Annotated in this window: 12 protein-coding genes, 1 tRNA gene, 5 pseudogenes and 1 other annotated feature; of the genes and pseudogenes, 17 read left to right on the forward strand and 1 reads right to left on the reverse strand. The window is 44.9% G+C overall.

The annotated features are described in order from the left end of the window. The first annotated feature begins 12 nt into the window (after positions 1-12). The 12 genes and pseudogenes from R1Y93_RS06980 (at position 13) to R1Y93_RS07035 (ending at position 13,082) form a co-directional block, all read left to right on the forward strand. A complete protein-coding gene (locus R1Y93_RS06980; RefSeq protein WP_500822234.1) occupies positions 13-1,299 on the forward strand; it encodes a diaminopimelate decarboxylase in 1,287 nt (428 codons plus the stop codon). 145 nt (positions 1,300-1,444) lie between these two features. Then, positions 1,445-1,527 (forward strand) — tRNA-Leu (locus tag R1Y93_RS06985). Between the two features lie 231 nt (positions 1,528-1,758). Further along, positions 1,759-3,612, forward strand: a complete 1,854-nt coding sequence (ftsH, locus tag R1Y93_RS06990; protein ID WP_500822235.1) for an ATP-dependent zinc metalloprotease FtsH — start codon at positions 1,759-1,761, stop codon at positions 3,610-3,612. A gap of 120 nt (positions 3,613-3,732) precedes the next feature. Continuing rightward, on the forward strand, positions 3,733-4,071 hold the full coding sequence (locus tag R1Y93_RS06995; protein ID WP_500822236.1) for an anti-sigma factor family protein: 339 nt from the start codon (positions 3,733-3,735) through the stop codon (positions 4,069-4,071). A 17-nt stretch (positions 4,072-4,088) separates the two neighbouring features. Further along, entirely contained in the window at positions 4,089-6,728 is a 2,640-nt protein-coding gene (gene polA / locus R1Y93_RS07000) for a DNA polymerase I (protein WP_500822237.1), read from the forward strand. Continuing rightward, positions 6,729-7,328: a dephospho-CoA kinase gene (gene coaE, locus R1Y93_RS07005; RefSeq protein ID WP_500822238.1), complete on the forward strand. Its 600-nt coding sequence runs from the start codon at positions 6,729-6,731 to the stop codon at positions 7,326-7,328. Then, entirely contained in the window at positions 7,315-8,112 is a 798-nt protein-coding gene (locus tag R1Y93_RS07010) for an MBL fold metallo-hydrolase (protein ID WP_173726737.1), read from the forward strand. Before coaE ends, R1Y93_RS07010 begins: the two co-directional genes overlap by 14 nt. A 26-nt stretch (positions 8,113-8,138) precedes the next feature. After that, entirely contained in the window at positions 8,139-8,411 is a 273-nt protein-coding gene (locus tag R1Y93_RS07015; RefSeq protein ID WP_158421624.1) for an ACT domain-containing protein, read from the forward strand. 84 nt (positions 8,412-8,495) lie between these two features. Beyond that, a complete protein-coding gene (locus R1Y93_RS07020) occupies positions 8,496-9,860 on the forward strand; it encodes a PFL family protein (RefSeq protein ID WP_500822239.1) in 1,365 nt (454 codons plus the stop codon). A gap of 66 nt (positions 9,861-9,926) precedes the next feature. Beyond that, positions 9,927-10,175: a binding site (T-box leader), on the forward strand. Between the two features lie 134 nt (positions 10,176-10,309). Further along, entirely contained in the window at positions 10,310-11,338 is a 1,029-nt protein-coding gene (locus tag R1Y93_RS07025; RefSeq protein ID WP_500822240.1) for an ABC transporter substrate-binding protein, read from the forward strand. Positions 11,339-11,353: 15 nt separating this feature from the next. Continuing rightward, positions 11,354-12,280: an ABC transporter permease gene (locus R1Y93_RS07030; protein WP_500822241.1), complete on the forward strand. Its 927-nt coding sequence runs from the start codon at positions 11,354-11,356 to the stop codon at positions 12,278-12,280. A 3-nt stretch (positions 12,281-12,283) separates the two neighbouring features. Next, positions 12,284-13,082 (forward strand): annotated as a pseudogene (locus R1Y93_RS07035) (ABC transporter ATP-binding protein). Positions 13,083-13,135: 53 nt separating this feature from the next. Here the strand turns inward: R1Y93_RS07035 and R1Y93_RS07040 are convergent. Next, a pseudogene (locus tag R1Y93_RS07040) lies at positions 13,136-14,358 on the reverse strand (nucleotidyltransferase). A gap of 139 nt (positions 14,359-14,497) precedes the next feature. On the opposite strand from R1Y93_RS07040, the pseudogene pta reads away from it, so the two are divergent. The 5 genes and pseudogenes from pta to R1Y93_RS07065 form a co-directional block, all read left to right on the forward strand. After that, positions 14,498-15,507 (forward strand): annotated as a pseudogene (pta, locus tag R1Y93_RS07045) (phosphate acetyltransferase). 125 nt (positions 15,508-15,632) lie between these two features. Next, a complete protein-coding gene (locus R1Y93_RS07050; protein ID WP_500822242.1) occupies positions 15,633-16,823 on the forward strand; it encodes an acetate/propionate family kinase in 1,191 nt (396 codons plus the stop codon). Between the two features lie 177 nt (positions 16,824-17,000). Beyond that, a pseudogene (locus R1Y93_RS07055) lies at positions 17,001-17,529 on the forward strand (YceD family protein). 3 nt (positions 17,530-17,532) lie between these two features. Continuing rightward, positions 17,533-17,715: a 50S ribosomal protein L32 gene (gene rpmF, locus R1Y93_RS07060; protein ID WP_118509587.1), complete on the forward strand. Its 183-nt coding sequence runs from the start codon at positions 17,533-17,535 to the stop codon at positions 17,713-17,715. 118 nt (positions 17,716-17,833) lie between these two features. Continuing rightward, positions 17,834-18,674: pseudogene (locus tag R1Y93_RS07065) on the forward strand (MATE family efflux transporter); the annotation flags it as partial.

An 18,674-nucleotide genomic window follows, 5' to 3' on the forward strand; every position in this document is an offset into this window, starting at 1 on the left:
GAGAAAATTATTATGAAGAAAAAACCGTTTGTTACTCTTGAAAAGCTGCAGGAGATCACTGCAAAATATCCTACTCCTTTTCATCTTTATGATGAAAAAGGGATCCGTGATAATGCAAAAGCTTTAAAGGAAGCATTTGCGTGGAACAAGGGTTTTAAGGAGTTTTTTGCAGTAAAAGCTACGCCCAACCCATATCTGATCAAGATCCTTCAGGAATATGGCTGTGGCTGTGACTGTTCTTCCATGACAGAGCTGATGCTTTCAAAGGCCATTGGATGTAAGGAAGGAGACATTATGTTTTCTTCTAATGATACGCCGGAGAAGGAGTTTAAATATGCTGATGAGATCGGCGGTATCATCAATCTGGATGATATTACCCATATTGAAAGTGTGGAGCGTGCAGTTGGCAGTATTCCAAAGACCATCAGCTGCCGTTACAACCCAGGTGGTGTATTTAAGATCAGCAATGATATTATGGACAATCCGGGGGATGCGAAGTATGGAATGACTACGGAGCAGATCTTCCAGGCTTTCCGTATCCTGAAAGAAAAAGGCGCAGAGAATTTTGGTATCCATGCATTCCTTGCAAGTAATACAGTTACCAATGAATATTATCCAATGCTGGCAAAAGTAATGTTTGAACTGGCTGTAAAGCTTCAGAAAGAAACAGGTGCGCATGTGAAGTTTATCAACCTGTCTGGTGGTATCGGCATTCCTTACCGCCAGGAACAGACCCCCAACGATATCAAGGTGATCGGAGAGGGTGTACGCAAGGTTTATGAAGAAGTGCTGATACCGGCTGGTATGGGAGATGTGGCTATTTACACAGAACTTGGCCGTTTTATGATGGGACCCTATGGCTGTCTGGTAACAAAAGCCATCCATGAGAAGCATACCCACAAGGAGTATATTGGTGTGGATGCATGTGCAGTCAACCTGATGCGTCCTGCAATGTACGGGGCATATCACCATATTACTGTTATGGGAAAAGAGGATGCGCCCTGTGATCATATGTATGATATTACCGGTTCTCTTTGTGAAAATAATGATAAATTTGCTATTGACCGTTATCTTCCGGAGATTTCCAAGGGAGATCTGCTGGTGATCCATGACACAGGTGCTCATGGCTTTTCCATGGGATACAATTATAACGGAAAGCTGAAGTCTTCCGAGATCCTTCTGAAAGAAGACGGATCCTTTGAGATGATCCGCAGGGCAGAAACACCAAAGGATTATTTTGCTACTTTTGACTGCTTTCCGATTTATGAAAAACTTTTGGAAGATGCAGATAAATTCTGAAGAATAAAATGATTCTGAATCTATCATAAAATAGCATAAGATATTTCAGTATCTATCATAAATGGTTCATAAAAATATTTCAGTATCTATCATAAAAGGCTTGCATAAGCGAGCCTTTTGTGATAAGATAACTTTTGTTTCAAGCGCCGGCATGTCGGAATGGCAGACGAGGCAGACTCAAAATCTGTTGTAGGCAACTACGTGTGGGTTCAAGTCCCACTGCCGGCACTTTTTCAAGTTCTGAGAGATCAGGGCTTTTTTTATTTTATAATGCAATACGGAATCACTTTACAATGTTTCTGTTACGTAAGAAACGTTCCCCAAGGATGGGATGCTACAAAAAGAACTTTAATTCTAAAAAGCAATTCTAAAAAGTTTATGAAATATGATCCGGGTCTGTTGATATTCAGAATAAATAGTGATAGCATCAGGTATACAACACAAAACGGAGGAAAAAGCATGAGTCTGAATGATAAAAAGCCAGGCAAACGTCCATTATATGTATATACACTGGCTGTAGTTGTTGTGATCCTGGTTCTGAACATGTTGGTACTTCCCGTGATCCAGGGGAGAAGTGTGGAGAAGACCGATTATACCACCTTCCTGAAGAATGTGGATAGTGGCAATGTTACTAAGGCTGAGATACAGGACAGCTATATTTATTATGTGGTAGAGAAAGATGGTACCAAGACGGTGTGCAGGACAGTGCGGATGGAGGATCCCCAGCTGGTGGACCGTTTATATGAGGCCGGCACCAGCATGGAAGTGGTAGAGCCGCAGAAGCCATCCATACTTCTGAACCTGCTGGCAGGCTATCTGATCCCGATCCTGATCTTTGTACTTCTGGGCAGATGGATCTACAAGAAGATGATGAATTCTATGGGAAATGGAGGCCCTGGCGGGATGATGTCCTTTGGCAAAAGCAATGCCAAGGTATATGTGAAGTCCACCAATGGGATCAAGTTCTCAGACGTAGCCGGTGAGGATGAGGCAAAGGAGCTTCTTACAGAGATCGTGGATTATCTTCATAATCCTCACAAATATGCAGATATTGGTGCATCCATGCCGAAAGGAGCTCTTCTTGTAGGCCCTCCGGGTACCGGTAAGACTCTTCTGGCCAAAGCAGTGGCAGGGGAGGCTGAGGTTCCTTTTTTTTCCATTTCAGGCTCTGAGTTTGTAGAGATGTTTGTTGGTATGGGAGCTGCCAAGGTAAGGGATCTGTTTAAGCAGGCCAATGAAAAAGCCCCCTGTATTGTATTTATTGATGAGATCGACACCATTGGTAAGAAGCGTGATGGAGCAGGTTTCTCCGGAGGCAATGATGAGCGTGAGCAGACACTGAATCAGCTTCTTACAGAGATGGACGGATTTGATGGATCTAAGGGTGTAGTGATCCTTGCAGCTACCAACCGTCCGGATTCTCTGGATCCGGCACTTTTAAGGCCGGGACGCTTTGATCGGAGGATTCCGGTAGAGCTTCCTGATCTTCAGGGACGTGAAGAGATCCTGAAGGTACATGCAAAGAAGATCAAGATTTCTGATTCTGTACGGTTTGATGAGATTGCCAAGGCTGCAGCAGGTGCATCAGGAGCAGAGCTTGCTAATATTGTGAATGAGGCAGCTTTACGTGCAGTACGTGACGGCAGGAGATTTGCCACCCAGGCAGATTTTGAAGAAAGCATTGAGGTAGTTATTGCAGGATATCAGAAGAAGAACCGGGTTCTTTCCAACAAGGAAAAGCTTATCGTTTCCTATCATGAGATCGGTCATGCCCTGGTAGCTGCCAGGCAGACGGATTCTGCACCTGTACACAAGATCACCATTATTCCACGTACTTCCGGTGCTTTAGGATACACCATGCAGGTGGATGAGAAGGAACATTATCTTATGTCCAAGGAAGAATTGGAGAATAAGATCGCTACATTTACAGGAGGCCGTGCAGCAGAAGAACTGATTTTCCATAGTATTACTACCGGAGCTTCTAATGATATTGAGCAGGCGACCAAGATTGCCAGGGCAATGATCACCCGGTATGGTATGAGTGATGACTTTGACATGGTTGCCATGGAAAGCATGAGCAATCAGTATCTGGGTGGGGATTCAAGTCTTACCTGTTCCTTTGAGACCCAGACTCTTCTGGACAAAAAGGTAGTTGAGCTGGTACGCAGACAACATGAGAAAGCAACCAGGATCCTTACTGAGAATATTGACAAGCTTCACGAACTGGCTAAATTCCTGTATGAGCAGGAGACGATTACAGGAGAAGAGTTTATGAAGATCCTGAATGGGTCATCTGTATCTGCAGGAGCATAATATACCACGCAAAAGAGGGACTGACACACAGATTTTAGATCTGCGGGAGCCGGTCCCTTGTTTTTTTACGGATTATCCGTTATAATACCTCTGATATAGGGCTGAAAGGAGACTGGCATTATGGACTGCAGCACTGCGGAAAGTATGGTGAATCGTTATATTGATCATACATTAAGTGTAAATGAATTAGAGAGTTTTCTGGAGCATGTAGAGGAGTGTTCTTCCTGCTATGATGAACTGGAAACCTATTTTATTGTCCATAAAGCGATGGAGCAGCTGGATGAAAACGGAAAAGACCAGATTCTGGATTTTCGGGAGCTGCTGGAAGAAGATATCCGTAAAAGCAGAAGATATATCCTGAAAAAGAAGTTTATCAGGACTGTTTTTGGCGTGGGGATCTGTATTCTTGCAGCAGGGCTGGCAGGATTTCTGCTTTATGCAGTCACGCAGCTATTGTAGGAAAAGGAGACAGACAGATGAGTGAAAAAATATTGCTGATAGATGGGCACAGTATTCTGAACAGGGCATTTTACGGTCTTCCGGATCTGACCAATTCAGAAGGGCTGCATACAGGAGCTGTCTATGGTTTCCTGAATATTATTTTAAGAATCCTGGAAGAAGAGAAGCCGAAGTATCTGACGGTAGCATTCGATCTGCATGCACCGACCTTTCGGCATAAGATATATGAAGCATATAAAGGTACACGTAAGCCTATGCCGCAGGAACTGCGTGAACAGGTTCCACTGATCAAGGAGATGCTGCAGGCAATGGGCGTGGAGATCGTGTCCAAAGAAGGATATGAAGCAGACGATCTGTTAGGAACTCTTGCAAGACAAAGTGAAGCAAAGGGTATGGATGTAACCATTCTGTCCGGTGACAGGGATCTGCTTCAGCTGGCAACCGAAAAAGTGATGATCCGTCTTCCTAAGACTGTACGTGGCAAGACTACCATAGAGGATTATCGTGCTCAGCAGGTAATAGAAAAGTATCAGGTAACACCTGCACAGATCATTGAACTGAAAGCATTAATGGGAGATTCGGCAGACAATATCCCAGGGATTCCTGGCGTGGGCGAAAAGACTGCCACCAAGCTGATCGTTGAATACGGTTCCATTGAGAATGCTTATCAGCATGTGGAAGAGATCAAGCCAAATAAGGCCAGAGAATCTTTGCGGGAGCATTATGACCTGGCTCAGCTGTCCAAAACACTTGCAACCATTAATACAGAAAGTCCTGTGGATTTCTCCTATGATGAAGCCAGACTGGGCGATCTGTATACAAAAGAAGCATTTGCACTTTGTAAAAGGCTTGATTTTAAGAACCTGTTGTCCAGGTTTGATCAGACAATGTCCCAGGAGCTTACAGAAGTAAAAGAATTTTTTACCTGTGAGGATCTGTCCGGATGTGAAGCCCTTTTTGAAAAAGCAGGGAAGCAAAAGGCTGTAGGAACAGCTCTTTTATCTGACAGGGAAGGGGTTTACGGACTGGGACTTGCCATCACTGAACAGGAGATTTATTATATTCCCGTGGCTAATCTTATTACAGGCCCCTATTTATGCGGAAAGATCGCAGATCTTGCTTTAAATACCAGGATCTGCGCTATAGACATAAAAGCGATGCTAAAGCATGTGAACCTGGAAGAAGAACACCAGGTTTTTGATGCGGGTGTGGCGGCTTACCTTCTGAATCCGCTGAAATCCTCCTATACTTGCGAGGATCTGGCAAGGGAGTATGAAGGAGGGAAGATGATACCCTCCAGGGAAGAACTTCTTGGAAAGGCATCCTTTAGAAAGGCCTGGGAGGAGGAACAGGAAGGGCTTTCCTCCTATGCCTGCTATACAGCAGAAACTGTGCTTTCCTGTATGGAGCCTTTAAAGCAGGCATTGGAAGAAACAGGAATGTGGAAGGTATATACCCAGATCGAGCTGCCTCTTATTTTTACCCTTGATTCTATGGAGAAAACAGGGATCCAGGTAAAGGGAGAAGAATTAAAAGCCTACGGAGACAGACTGGCAGTCAGGATCCATGAACTGGAACAGGCTATTTACCAGCAGGCAGGAGAGGAATTCAATATTAATTCGCCTAAGCAGCTGGGTGTGATCCTTTTTGAGAAAATGGGGATCAAAGGCGGTAAGAAGACGAAAACCGGTTATTCCACAGCAGCAGATGTGCTGGAGAAGCTGGCCCAGCAGCAGCCCATTGTTAAAGATATCCTGGAATATAGGCAGCTGGCAAAGCTGAAGTCCACATATGCAGATGGTCTTGCAGGTGTGATCGAGAAAGACGGCAGGATCCATTCTACCTTTAACCAGACCATCACTGCAACTGGCAGGATCAGCAGTACAGAGCCTAATCTTCAGAATATCCCGGTACGTATGGAGCTTGGACGACTGATCCGTAAGGTTTTTGTACCTGAAGAAGGCTGTGTATTCCTGGATGCGGATTATTCCCAGATTGAGCTTCGTGTTCTGGCCCATATGTCCGGTGATCAGACTCTGATCCAGGCATATCAGGAGGCACAGGATATTCACAGGTTGACTGCGTCCCAGGTGTTTCATGTGCCTTTTGATCAGGTGACACCTCTTCAGCGAAGAAATGCAAAGGCAGTGAATTTTGGTATTGTTTACGGCATCAGTTCCTTTGGACTGAGTCAGGACTTAAGTATTACCAGAAAAGAAGCAGCAGATTATATTCAGAAATATTTTGAAACCTATCCAAAGATCAAGGAGTTTCTGGATGATCTGGTGGAGACTGCCAGGGAGAAAGGCTATGCCAGCACCATGTATGGCAGACGGCGTCCTGTGCCGGAATTAAAGTCCAGTAATTTTATGCAGCGTTCTTTTGGAGAGAGGGTGGCTATGAATTCTCCTATCCAGGGAACTGCAGCAGATATTATTAAGATTGCCATGAATCGGGTATACAAGCGTCTGAAAGCAGAAGGCAAAAAATCCAGGCTTGTTCTGCAGGTGCATGACGAGCTTCTGATCGAGACAAGGAAAGAAGAACTTACGCAGGTAGCCAAGATCCTGGAAGAAGAGATGAAAGGTGCAGCCAGCCTTCAGGTAGAACTGGAAGTAGATATGCATGAAGGAAGCAGTTGGTACGAGGCGAAATAAATGAAGATAATCGGGATCACAGGAGGGGTAGGTGCAGGAAAAAGCACTGTGCTTGCTTTTCTGGAAAAAGAATACGGTGCAGTCGTCATACAGGCAGATCAGGTAGGCCATCTGGTAATGGAACCAGGAGAAGAATGTTATGAGGATGTAATAGGTATTTTCGGAAAAGAGATCATAAAAGAGGATAAAACTATTGACCGAAAGAGGGTATCGGATGTAGTATTTGAACAGCCGCACCTTCTGAAAAAATTGGAGACTGTAATCCATCCGGCAGTAAAACGGTACATTTGCCGCAGGATCCGGGAACTTCAGGAAAGTGGATGCAGGCTTTGTGTGGTGGAGGCAGCCCTTCTTCTGGAAGAACATTATCAGGATTTTTGCGATGAGGTTTGGTATATCCATACAGATCCAAAGATCAGGATTCGTCGTCTGGAAGAGAGCAGAGGTTATACAAGGGAAAAAGCGGAAGGGATCATTGCCAGTCAGGCAACCCCGGAGTATTTTCGTGCCCATACAGATTATGTGATTGAAAATAATAATGATCTGGACAGAACTTATGCCCAGATCAGGGAGAGGATAGAGAAACATGCGGTTTTGTAGTATTGCCAGCGGAAGCAGCGGAAACTGTATTTACGTAGGCACCCAGGAGACACATCTTCTGATAGATGCAGGGATCAGCGGCAGACGGATCGAGAAGGGTCTGAATGAACTTGATCTTACAGGGAAAGATATTGATGGGATCTTGATCACTCATGAGCATTCTGACCATATAGGCGGTCTTGGCGTGATCTCAAGAAAATATCAGATTCCCATTTACACAACAGGAGGTACTGCAGATGCCATCAGCAGGTCGAAAGGACTTGGCCAGCTGCCCCAGGGACTGATCCAGGAGATCCGGGAGGATGAACCGTTTCAGATAAAGGATCTGAAAGTAAATGCATTTACCATCCCACATGATGCGGCACAACCGGTTGGCTTCCGGCTTGAACATGGCAGCAGTTCTGTAGGGATTGCAACTGACCTTGGAAAATATAATGATTATATTGTGGAGCATCTTCAGGGACTGGATGCCTTACTCCTGGAAGCAAACCATGATATCCGCATGCTCCAGGTGGGGAAATACCCATATTATCTGAAACAAAGGATACTGGGAGATCGGGGGCATCTTTCCAATGAAAATGCAGGAAGGCTTTTGTGCAGACTTCTCCATGACAATCTGAAGGCTGTATTTTTAGGACATCTTAGTAAAGAGAATAATTATGAACAGCTGGCATATGAAACTGTGTGCTCAGAAGTAACACTGGGGGATAATCCATACCGTTCCGGTGATTTCAGGATTCAGGTTGCCAGGAGGGACTGCTTATCCCAACCGGTTATTATTTAAATTTTACATATAGAAAGGATAATACGATGAAAAAGACAATTATTACTGTAGTAGGAAATGACACTGTAGGGATTATTGCGAAAGTATGTACTTACCTGGCTGATAATCAGGTAAATATTCTTGATATTTCCCAGACCATCGTACAGGGATATTTTAACATGATGATGGTAACTGACACCAGCGCTTCCAAGAAGGATACAGGCGCTCTTGCTGACGGGCTTTCAGCTCTGGGCGATGAGATCGGCGTAGTGATCCATTGCCAGCATGAAGATATTTTCAACGTGATGCACCGTATCTGATATGGATTTTAGAAAAGACTGCAGAAAGTAAAGCAGCGGCAACAAAAGAACAGCGGAAGCAGACCTGGAAGCAAGGAGAAGAATATGATCAACATTTTTGAAGTAAATGAGACAAATAAAATGATAGAGCAGGAAAATCTGGATGTGCGTACCATTACCCTGGGTATCAGCCTTTTGGACTGCATTGACAGTGACCTGGATAAATTAAATGAGAAGATCTACAATAAGATCACAAAGAAAGCAGAGAACCTTGTATCTACCGGAGAACAGATTTCTGCAGAGTTTGGGATTCCCATTGTTAATAAAAGGATTTCCGTTACACCCATCGGCCTGATCGGAAGTGCTGCCTGCAAAACAACAGAGGATTTTGTATCCATTGCCAAAACACTGGATCGTGCTGCCAAAACAGTTGGTGTGAATTTTATCGGTGGATATACAGCTCTTGTAAGCAAGGGCATGACACCTGCAGAGGAGCTTCTCATCCGTTCCATTCCCAAAGCACTTGCCTGCACAGAGCGTGTATGCAGCTCTGTAAATGTAGGTTCCACAAAGACAGGTATCAATATGGATGCGGTAAAGCTTATGGGAGAAATGGTGGTTGAGACTGCAAAAGAAACAAAGGATCAGGATTCCCTGGGCTGTGCCAAGCTGGTTGTATTTTGTAATGCACCGGATGACAATCCGTTTATGGCCGGAGCTTTCCATGGCGTTACAGAAGCAGATAGTATTATTAATGTAGGTGTCAGCGGTCCAGGTGTTGTAAAGACCGCTCTTACAAAGGTGCGTGGTGCAGATTTTGAAACTCTTTGTGAGATGATCAAACGTACTGCATTTAAAGTAACCCGTGTAGGACAGCTGGTAGCAAGGGAAGCTTCCAGACGTCTTGGTGTGCCTTTTGGCATTGTAGACCTTTCCCTTGCCCCCACACCGGCCATTGGAGACAGTGTGGCTGAGATCCTGGAGGAGATCGGCCTGGAGCGTGCAGGCGCACCAGGTACGACTGCAGCGTTGGCGCTTCTGAATGACCAGGTAAAAAAAGGCGGGGTTATGGCTTCCACAGCAGTAGGCGGCTTAAGCGGTGCTTTTATCCCTGTAAGTGAGGACCAGGGTATGATCGATGCGGTGAATGCAGGCGCTCTTTCCATCGAGAAGCTGGAAGCTATGACTTGTGTATGCTCTGTAGGCCTTGATATGATCGCAGTACCAGGGGATACTAAAGCCTCTACTATTTCCGGTATCATTGCAGATGAAGCTGCCATTGGTATGGTCAATCAGAAAACAACAGCCGTTCGTCTGATCCCAGTGATCGGAAAAGGGGTAGGAGAGACAGTTGAGTTCGGCGGTCTGTTAGGCTATGCACCGATCATGCCGGTGAACCCATTCTCCTGTGATGCATTTGTGGAAAGAGGCGGCAGGATCCCGGCTCCTATCCATAGCTTCAAAAATTAAACCACAATCCCTGGTATCATAAAAAATGTGTTGACATTCGAGAATTAGTGTGTTAAAGTAACAACAGTTAAACCAACGAGAAAGAGTAGTAAGCATTCATGTAACATTACAGAGAGCAGGTATTGGTGGAAGCCTGCATGGAGCGGTTTGCTGAATGGCCTTTTGAGGGCGGCCCGAAATCATTTACAGTAGAGTAGGAGCCGACGGGAACCGGACCCGTTATCAATCAGGAGTGTATGATAGTACATGCAAAAGTGGATCAAAGATCAATTTGAGTGGTACCGCGATAATAAGAACATTATTACCGTCTCAAGAACAGCAGATATGTTGTCTTGGGACGGTTTTTTTGACACCAGGGTCAAAAGGTCTAAATCCACATGAGCTTGCTCATAAGTCGTAGGTGTCAAAACACTAAGACAGGTTCAGCGGATCAAGAAAGGAGAACGAAAATGAAAAAAAAGATGATGGTATGTGTAATGGCAGCAATGGCAGCAACAGCAATGATGACAGCAACTGTAATGGCAGATGACTTCAAGATCGGTATCTGTAATTATGTGGATGATGCATCCCTGAATCAGATCGTAGATAATCTTCAGACAAAACTGGAAGAGATTGGTAAAGAAAAAGGCGTAAATTTTGATATTTCTTATGAAAACTGTAATGCAGATGCAAATGTTATGGAGCAGATCATTTCTGATTTTCAGGCAGATGGCGTAGACTTAATGGTTGGTGTAGCTACACCTGTTGCAATGCGTATGCAGTCTATGACAGAAGGCACAGATACACCGGTTGTATTTTCCGCAGTTACAGATCCTGTAGGTGCAGGACTGGTGGAATCCCTGGAAGAGCCGGGAGCAAATATTACAGGTACTTCAGATTATCTTGACACAGCATCTGTGATGAATCTGATCCTTGCTGTGAATCCGGATGTGAAAAAAGTAGGTCTTTTATATGATGTAGGACAGGATTCCTCTGCAGCAGCCATTGAGGAAGCAAAAGCTTTCCTGGAGGAGAAAGATATTGAAGTTGTAGAGCGTACAGGTACCACAACAGATGAGGTACAGCTGGCAGCAGATGCATTGGTAGCAGATGGTGTGGATGCGGTATTTACACCTACAGACAATACTATTATGACAGCAGAGCTTTCAATTTATGAAAAATTTATGGAAGCAGGAATCCCTCAGTATACAGGAGCTGATTCCTTTGCGTTAAACGGAGCTTTCATGGGATATGGCGTTGATTATGCGAATCTTGGACAGGAAACAGCAGACATGGTAAGCCAGATCCTTCTGGATGGCGCAGATCCGGCTGCTACACCTGTTAAAACTTTTGATAATGGTACAGCAACCATCAATACAGAGACATGTGAGGGCCTTGGACTGGACCTTGAAAAGGTTAAGGCGGCTTTTGAGCCACACTGCACACAGATTAAAGAAATCACAACTGCTGAAAGCTTTGACGAGCTGAATGCTGATTGATCGGAGGAATTTATTGTGAATATCGCAACCATTCTAACACTGGGAGAGACTGCATTAAAGCTGGGACTTATTTGTTCCCTTACAGTTCTGGCACTGTTTCTCAGCTATTCCATGCTGAACGTATGTGACTTGTCAACTGATGGCTGTTTTACACTTGGAGCAGCAGTAGGGGCAACCGTAGCGATCAGCGGACACCCGTTTTTATCCATTCCTGCAGCTATGGCTGCAGGTGTAGGCTCCGGTTTTGTAACTGCGATCCTGCAGACGAAAATGGGTGTGGACAGTCTTCTTGCCGGGATCATTGTGAATACAGGACTGTATTCTGTGAACATTGCAATGATGGGAGGCTCCTCCCTTTTGAATATGAACAGGACCACTACCGTATTTACGATGATGAAGGATGCACTGAAAGGTACACCTCTCCAGGGAAGGACAGAGATCCTGATCGCATTGATCGCAGTAGTGGTCGTGGTTGCGTTCCTTGTATTTTTCCTGAAAACAAGACTTGGTCTTGCGATCCGGGCTACCGGAAACAATCCGGATATGGTTAAATCTTCTTCTATTAATCCGGTATTTACAACCATCGTAGGGCTTTGTGTGGCCAATTCCTTTACAGCACTTTCCGGATGCTTGCTGGCTCAGTCGCAGAAGTCTGTAGATATTAATATTGGTCAGGGTATGGTGACCATTGCCCTGGCATCCCTTCTGATCGGGGGAACCATCCTGGGCAAGGGAGGTATTTTACTTCGGGCTGTTGGAATGGTTTTAGGTGCTTTCATTTTCAGACTTGTATATACCATTGCACTTAGACTGAATATGCCTGCATTTATGCTGAAACTGGTTTCCTCTGTGATCGTAGTCCTTGCAATCTCTGGCCCATATCTGAAGAAACAGTGGCCGCAGATACGAAGAAGGATGACACACAAGAAGGGAGGTATCTGACAGATGCTGGAATTAAACCATGTTTCCAAAACCTTTAATCCGGGAACTGTAAATGAAAAAAAGGCCTTAAGTGATCTGTCTCTTTCTTTGAAACCAGGTGATTTTGCTACGATCATCGGTTCCAACGGAGCCGGAAAATCCACATTGTTTAATGCAATCTGTGGGGATTTTCTTACGGATTCAGGATCGATTGTCCTGGATGGACAGGATATTACCTTTGTGCCACAGCATATCCGTTCCAAAAGTATCGGACGGCTGTATCAGGATCCTATGAGGGGGACTGCACCTGGGAATGACCATTGAGGAGAATCTTGCACTGGCAGCTGGCAGAGGCGGATGGCTTTCTCATGTATCCAAAGCAGACAAGGAAAGGTTCAGGGAACAGCTGGCACTTCTGGATATTGGGCTTGAGAACCGAATGTCACAGCCGGTAGGACTTCTTTCCGGAGGACAGAGGCAGGCTTTAAGTCTTCTGATGGATACCATGAATCCACCCAAGCTGCTGCTTCTTGATGAGCATACAGCAGCACTGGATCCGGGTACTGCGGCTAAGGTGCTGGCAATGACAAAAAGGGTGGTGGAAGAGAACCATCTTACCTGTCTGATGATCACGCACAATATGTATTCAGCCCTGGAACTGGGCAATCGTACGCTGATGATGGACAGCGGCAGGATCGTGCTGGATATCAGCGGAAAAGAAAGAGAAGGCCTGACAGTTGCCGGCCTTCTGGAAAAATTCAATGCTGGAGCAGGAAAAGAACTTGACAATGACAGGATCCTGCTTTCTGGAAAAGATAATTAAATCGTAACCAGTTAGTATGTGCACATTTCCTGCCAAATAGTTACATTAAATCATTATAAAATGACCACCGGCTGGCTGTATTCGTGAATGAATGGCTGGCCGGTTTTTTGTGAAAGCATGGTCTGATACAGATTGGAAGCAAAAACAGTCTCCTGAAACAGAGCATTATCTGCAGGGGGAAGCAGCAAAGCTGCATCTGCTGCTTTTGACAGAAGAGGCATGGAGCCTCTTTTTTTTATTTGGGATAAAAGGCTGCTGCTGGCCTTACGAAAACCAAGAATGTGTGCATAATGAAAATCGCTGGGGGTGTGCCGGATCTGAAGCAGGGCATGAAGCAGTGCACGCTGAATGCGGGTCTGGGTTATATTCTTCGTTTTAACCTTTGATGCAAATTCAGTAAATGTGCTATATTCCCAGGCACAGGTACAGATCCGCCTTGCAAGATCTTCGTTCATATCCAGATACTGCTGAAGAGAATCTGGTGTTTCCAGGAGAAGACGATATCTGTAAAGAGGATCCAGGTCACTTTCTGTTAAATACAGCCCTTCCTCAATTGCCTTTTTAAAAACAGAAAAGGCAGGCGATGGAATCTGATCCTGAAAACAAGCCAAAGGCTCCTTAAAAAGTTGGGTGCGTATACCGGAAGCAGAAGGAAAAGTATCTGACAGATCAGTGTCATGGTAGCCGCTGCCTTCTCTTTTCAGGGCATAAGGCTGGATGGGGCTTTTCAGGGAGAGAATTGCCTTACAGTATTCAAGCCCCAGGATGGTATTAGGCTTGGAAAGCAAGGCGGCAAGCTGAGGATTATGAGTATAAAGGGTAAGGGCATTGCTTCTGGCAGCAGGAAAGGAAAGCCCTTCTTTCAGGCTCTCTGTAAGAAGCTGTCTGTATGGCTCTGGTTCCTTGAGCAGGATCCGTGCAAGCTCCATAAGAAGCTGTGTATCTGTGGATTCACTGCCAAAGCAGAGAACGTCTGTTACGCCAAGGCCGAAGAGCAGGCGTACAGCTCCCTTTGCAAAGCCTTCGGCACTGGCTGTGGAAACAGAAACGGCAGCTCCACCACCAGGTCTGCGCCGCAGGATAAAGCCATCCTGGTACGTAAATGCTTTGGGAAAAGGGCAGGAGTGCCCCGCTGCACAAAATCTCCGCTCATGGCGATCACAATATAATCCGCATGAAGCATCTGGCGGATTTGATCAAGCTGATATTTATGGCCTGTGTGAAAAGGATTGTATTCGGCAATGATACCTACAGTTTTCATGAAATTGTACCTCATAAAATACGATTATATGGCACATTCTACCATCGAAATGCTTGAAATACAAGACCGGGAGGTTTATAATATATTACAGGTATGGCCTGAGAAAATGAATTTCCGTCGGGCCAACACTTATGAAAGGAGCTAATGAATTATTATGGGATTTATTGATGTAATCAAAAACAGAGCAAAAGCAAACGTAAAAACAATCGTACTTCCTGAGACAGAGGATATGAGAACTCTGGAAGCTGCTGACAAGGTCCTGAAAGAGGGGTATTGCAAAGCTGATTCTTATCGGTAATGAGGAGAAGGTTAAAAAGAGCGCAGCAGAAGGCGGCTTTGATATCTCCGGTGCACAGATCGTTGATCCTGAGACTTCTGAGAAGACACAGGGATATATTGACAAATTAGTAGAGTTAAGACAGAAGAAGGGAATGACTCCTGAGCAGGCAAAGGAGATCCTTCTGAACCAGTATCTGTACTATGGTGTTATGATGGTAAAGATGGGCGATGCAGATGGTATGGTATCCGGTGCATGTCATTCTACAGCTGACACACTCAGACCATGTCTGCAGATCCTTAAGACAAAACGAGGCACAAAGCTTGTATCCGCATTCTTCCTGATCATTGTTCCGGATTGCGAATATGGCGCAAAGGGTGCATTTGTATTCGGAGATTCCGGACTGAACCAGAACCCGAATCCGGAAGAACTGGCAGCGATCGCTGGATCTTCAGCTGAGTCCTTTAAGCTTCTCGTTCAGGAAGAGCCTATTGTTGCAATGCTTTCCCATTCCACAAAGGGCAGTGCAAAAAGTACACGCAGATGTTGACAAGGTTGTTGAAGCTACAAAGATTGCCAAAGAGCAGTATCCAGAGCTTGCACTTGACGGAGAGTTCCAGCTTGATGCAGCTATCGTTCCAAGCGTTGGCGCTTCCAAAGCTCCTGGCAGCCCGGTTGCTGGTAAAGCAAATGTATTGATCTTCCCGGATCTTGATGCAGGAAATATTGGTTACAAACTGGCTCAGCGTCTTGCAAAGGCTGAAGCATACGGACCTATCACACAGGGTATTGCTGAGCCTGTAAATGACCTTTCCAGAGGATGCTCTGCAGATGATATCGTTGGTGTAGTAGCTATCACATCTGTTCAGTGCCAGGCTCAGGACTGATCCATCCGTTCCTGCAACCTATTATTAAGTACATACTTAGTACAGTGAATATATGATACAGTTACCATATTAATTACTGTGAACGGTGTGAACAGTAACTCATATTAATTAAGGAGAGTAGAAAAATGAATGTATTGGTAATTAACTGCGGAAGTTCTTCCCTGAAGTATCAGCTGATCGATTCTGAGACAGAGGCAGTCCTTGCAAAAGGTCTTTGCGAGAGGATCGGTATTGACGGAAGACTTGTTTACCAGAAAGCTGGCAATGACAAAGAGATCACAGAGGCTTCCATGCCTACCCACAAAGAGGCTATCCAGATGGTACTGGATGCACTGACAAATGACAAGACAGGTGCTATTTCCAGTCTGAAAGAGGTTGGAGCTATCGGACATCGTATTGTCCATGGCGGTGAGAAATTTGCTTCCTCTGCAATCATCACAGATGAAATGATCGCAGCTGTTGAGGAGTGCAATGATCTGGCACCTCTTCACAATCCTGCAAACCTGATCGGTATCCGCGTATGCGCAGAGCTTATGCCTGGAGTTCCGCAGGTAGGTGTATTTGATACTGCTTTCCATCAGACAATGCCTGCAAAAGCATATCTGTACGGACTTCCTATTGAATACTACAAGAAATATAAAGTAAGAAGATACGGCTTCCACGGTACATCCCACAGCTTTGTATCCAAACGTGCGGTTGAGTTCCTTGGCCTTGACAAGGACAATTCCAAAGTGATCGTCTGCCACCTGGGCAATGGTTCTTCCATCAGTGCTGTACAGAATGGCAAATGTGTGGATACAACTATGGGTCTTACCCCTCTTGAAGGTGTAGTAATGGGTACACGTTCCGGTAACATTGATCCGGCTATCGTTGAGTACATTGCAAAGAAAGAGAACCTGGATCTTGCAGGCGTTATGAATGTGCTGAATAAGAAATCCGGTCTTCAGGGTATGTCCGGTGTATCCAGTGATATGCGTGACCTGAGATCTGCAGCTGCAGAAGGCAACGAAGATGCTAAGAATGCTATTGAGGTTCTTTGCTATGGTATTGCTAAGTTTGTAGGCGGCTATGTGGCAGCTATGAATGGTGTAGATGCTATCGTATTTACTGCAGGTATTGGTGAGAATGTAGGCATGATCCGTGAAAAGGTATGCTCATATCTTGGATTCCTTGGCATTAAGCTGGATGCAAAAGCAAACGAGGCTATGGGAGAAGAAGTAGTGATTTCTGCTGCTGATTCTGCTGTTAAGGTTGCAGTTATTCCTACTAACGAAGAACTGGCAATCTGCCGTGATACAGTTGCTCTTGTTAAATAATTCCATGCAGCATTCTTGAGAATAAATGGGGATGTGCCTTGGGCAGATCCCCATTTTTATGACTGTTACAGCAAATTTCATAAAAAGCAACATTTTTTTCATAAAAAGCCGCAATTTATACGTTGACAAAATACAAAGCCAAATGTATAATTGATTGAGTGTGATCAGGAGATAATTATGCGGATTCATTTATCGGATATTTCGTCCAGTGAAGGTAAGTGCATACAGCAGTCCGTTCCTTTTTGAGATGGATTGGATTTCTTTTCAGACAGGTACATATCCTGTTCTGGCGAAGGAACCGGTAGAGCTTTGTATTACCAATACCGGAGACCGGATTCTGGAACTGACAGGACATGGACAGATCACAGTGTCGATTCCATGTGACAGATGTCTGGAGGAAGTTTCGGTAGATATTCCTTTTCAGATCCAGAGAAAGCTGGATATGAAGCTTACGGAAGAAGAACGGATAAATGATCTGGATGAGAGCAGCTATCTAACAGGTATGGACCTGGATGTGGACCAATTGGTCTATCTTGAGGTACTGATGGGCTGGCCCTTAAAGGTTTTATGCAGAGAGGATTGCAAAGGTATCTGCAGCCAATGTGGGAAAAACCTTAATGACGGTCCCTGCGGATGTGTGGATGAGCCTAAGGATCCCCGCATGGCAGCTATCAGTGATATATTCAGTAAATTTAAGGAGGTGTAACCAATGTCCATCTGCCCAAAGAATAAATCTTCCAAAGCAAGACGTGATAAGAGAAGAGCAAACTGGAAAATGAGCGCTCCGAATCTTGTAAAATGCAGCAAATGTGGTGCTCTGATGATGCCGCACAGAGTTTGCAAGGCTTGTGGAAGCTATAACAAAAAAGAGATCATTAAGGTTGAAGACTAATTCAACACTGCAGAAATGATTCAAGGGGCTGTGGCATTAACAGCGGACATGGATAAGAAGTATTCGTGGCTGGTGTTAATGTTGCAGCCCCTTGTTTTGGGGTAAAAAGGGGGTAAATATGAAAAAAGAGGCAAAAACCGCAGTGAATCAGATCACAGAAGGCGTGATCTGGAAACAGCTGCTTTTATTTTTCTTTCCAATTGTTTTCGGTACATTTTTTCAGCAGATCTATAATACGGCAGATACTATTGTAGTGGGCCGCTTTGTTGGAAAACAGGCACTGGCTGCAGTGGGTGGATCCACCACTGTGATCGTGAATCTGGCAGTAGGTCTGTTCGTAGGCCTGTCTTCCGGTGCGTCTGTGATCATCGCACAGTTTTACGGGGCTAAGGATGATGGCAGCCTGGAGAAAACTCTTCACACAGCATTCGCATTTTCTACCATTGGAAGCATTGTGCTGGGAGTGATTGGCTATGCCGGCTCCAGATGGATGCTGCAGATCATGGATACACCAGCAGATGTGCTGGAAGATTCTGTATTATATCTGCATATTTATTTTATAGGCATGCTTTTTAACCTTCTATATAATATGGGAGCAGGAATCCTCCTGGTGCAGTAGGAGATTCCAAACGTCCTCTGTATGTACTGATAATTACATGTACTGTAAATATTATCTTGGATCTTCTTCTTGTGATCGGATTCGGCCTGGGCGTTCTTGGTGTGGCTGCTGCGACGGTGATCTCTCAGGCGATCAGTGCGGTTATTGTGGTGGCAATGCTGCTGAAAACGAAAGAAAGCTACCGGCTGATCCCATCCAGGATCCGCTTTCACAGCCGTTATCTGAAAGCAATTCTCAGGATTGGAATACCGGCAGCTCTTGAATCTACCATGTATAATGTATCAAATTTGATCATCCAGGTATATGTTAATAAGCTGGGTACAGATACTGTGGCTGCCTG

Source organism: Blautia sp. HA3515 (assembly GCF_059933065.1).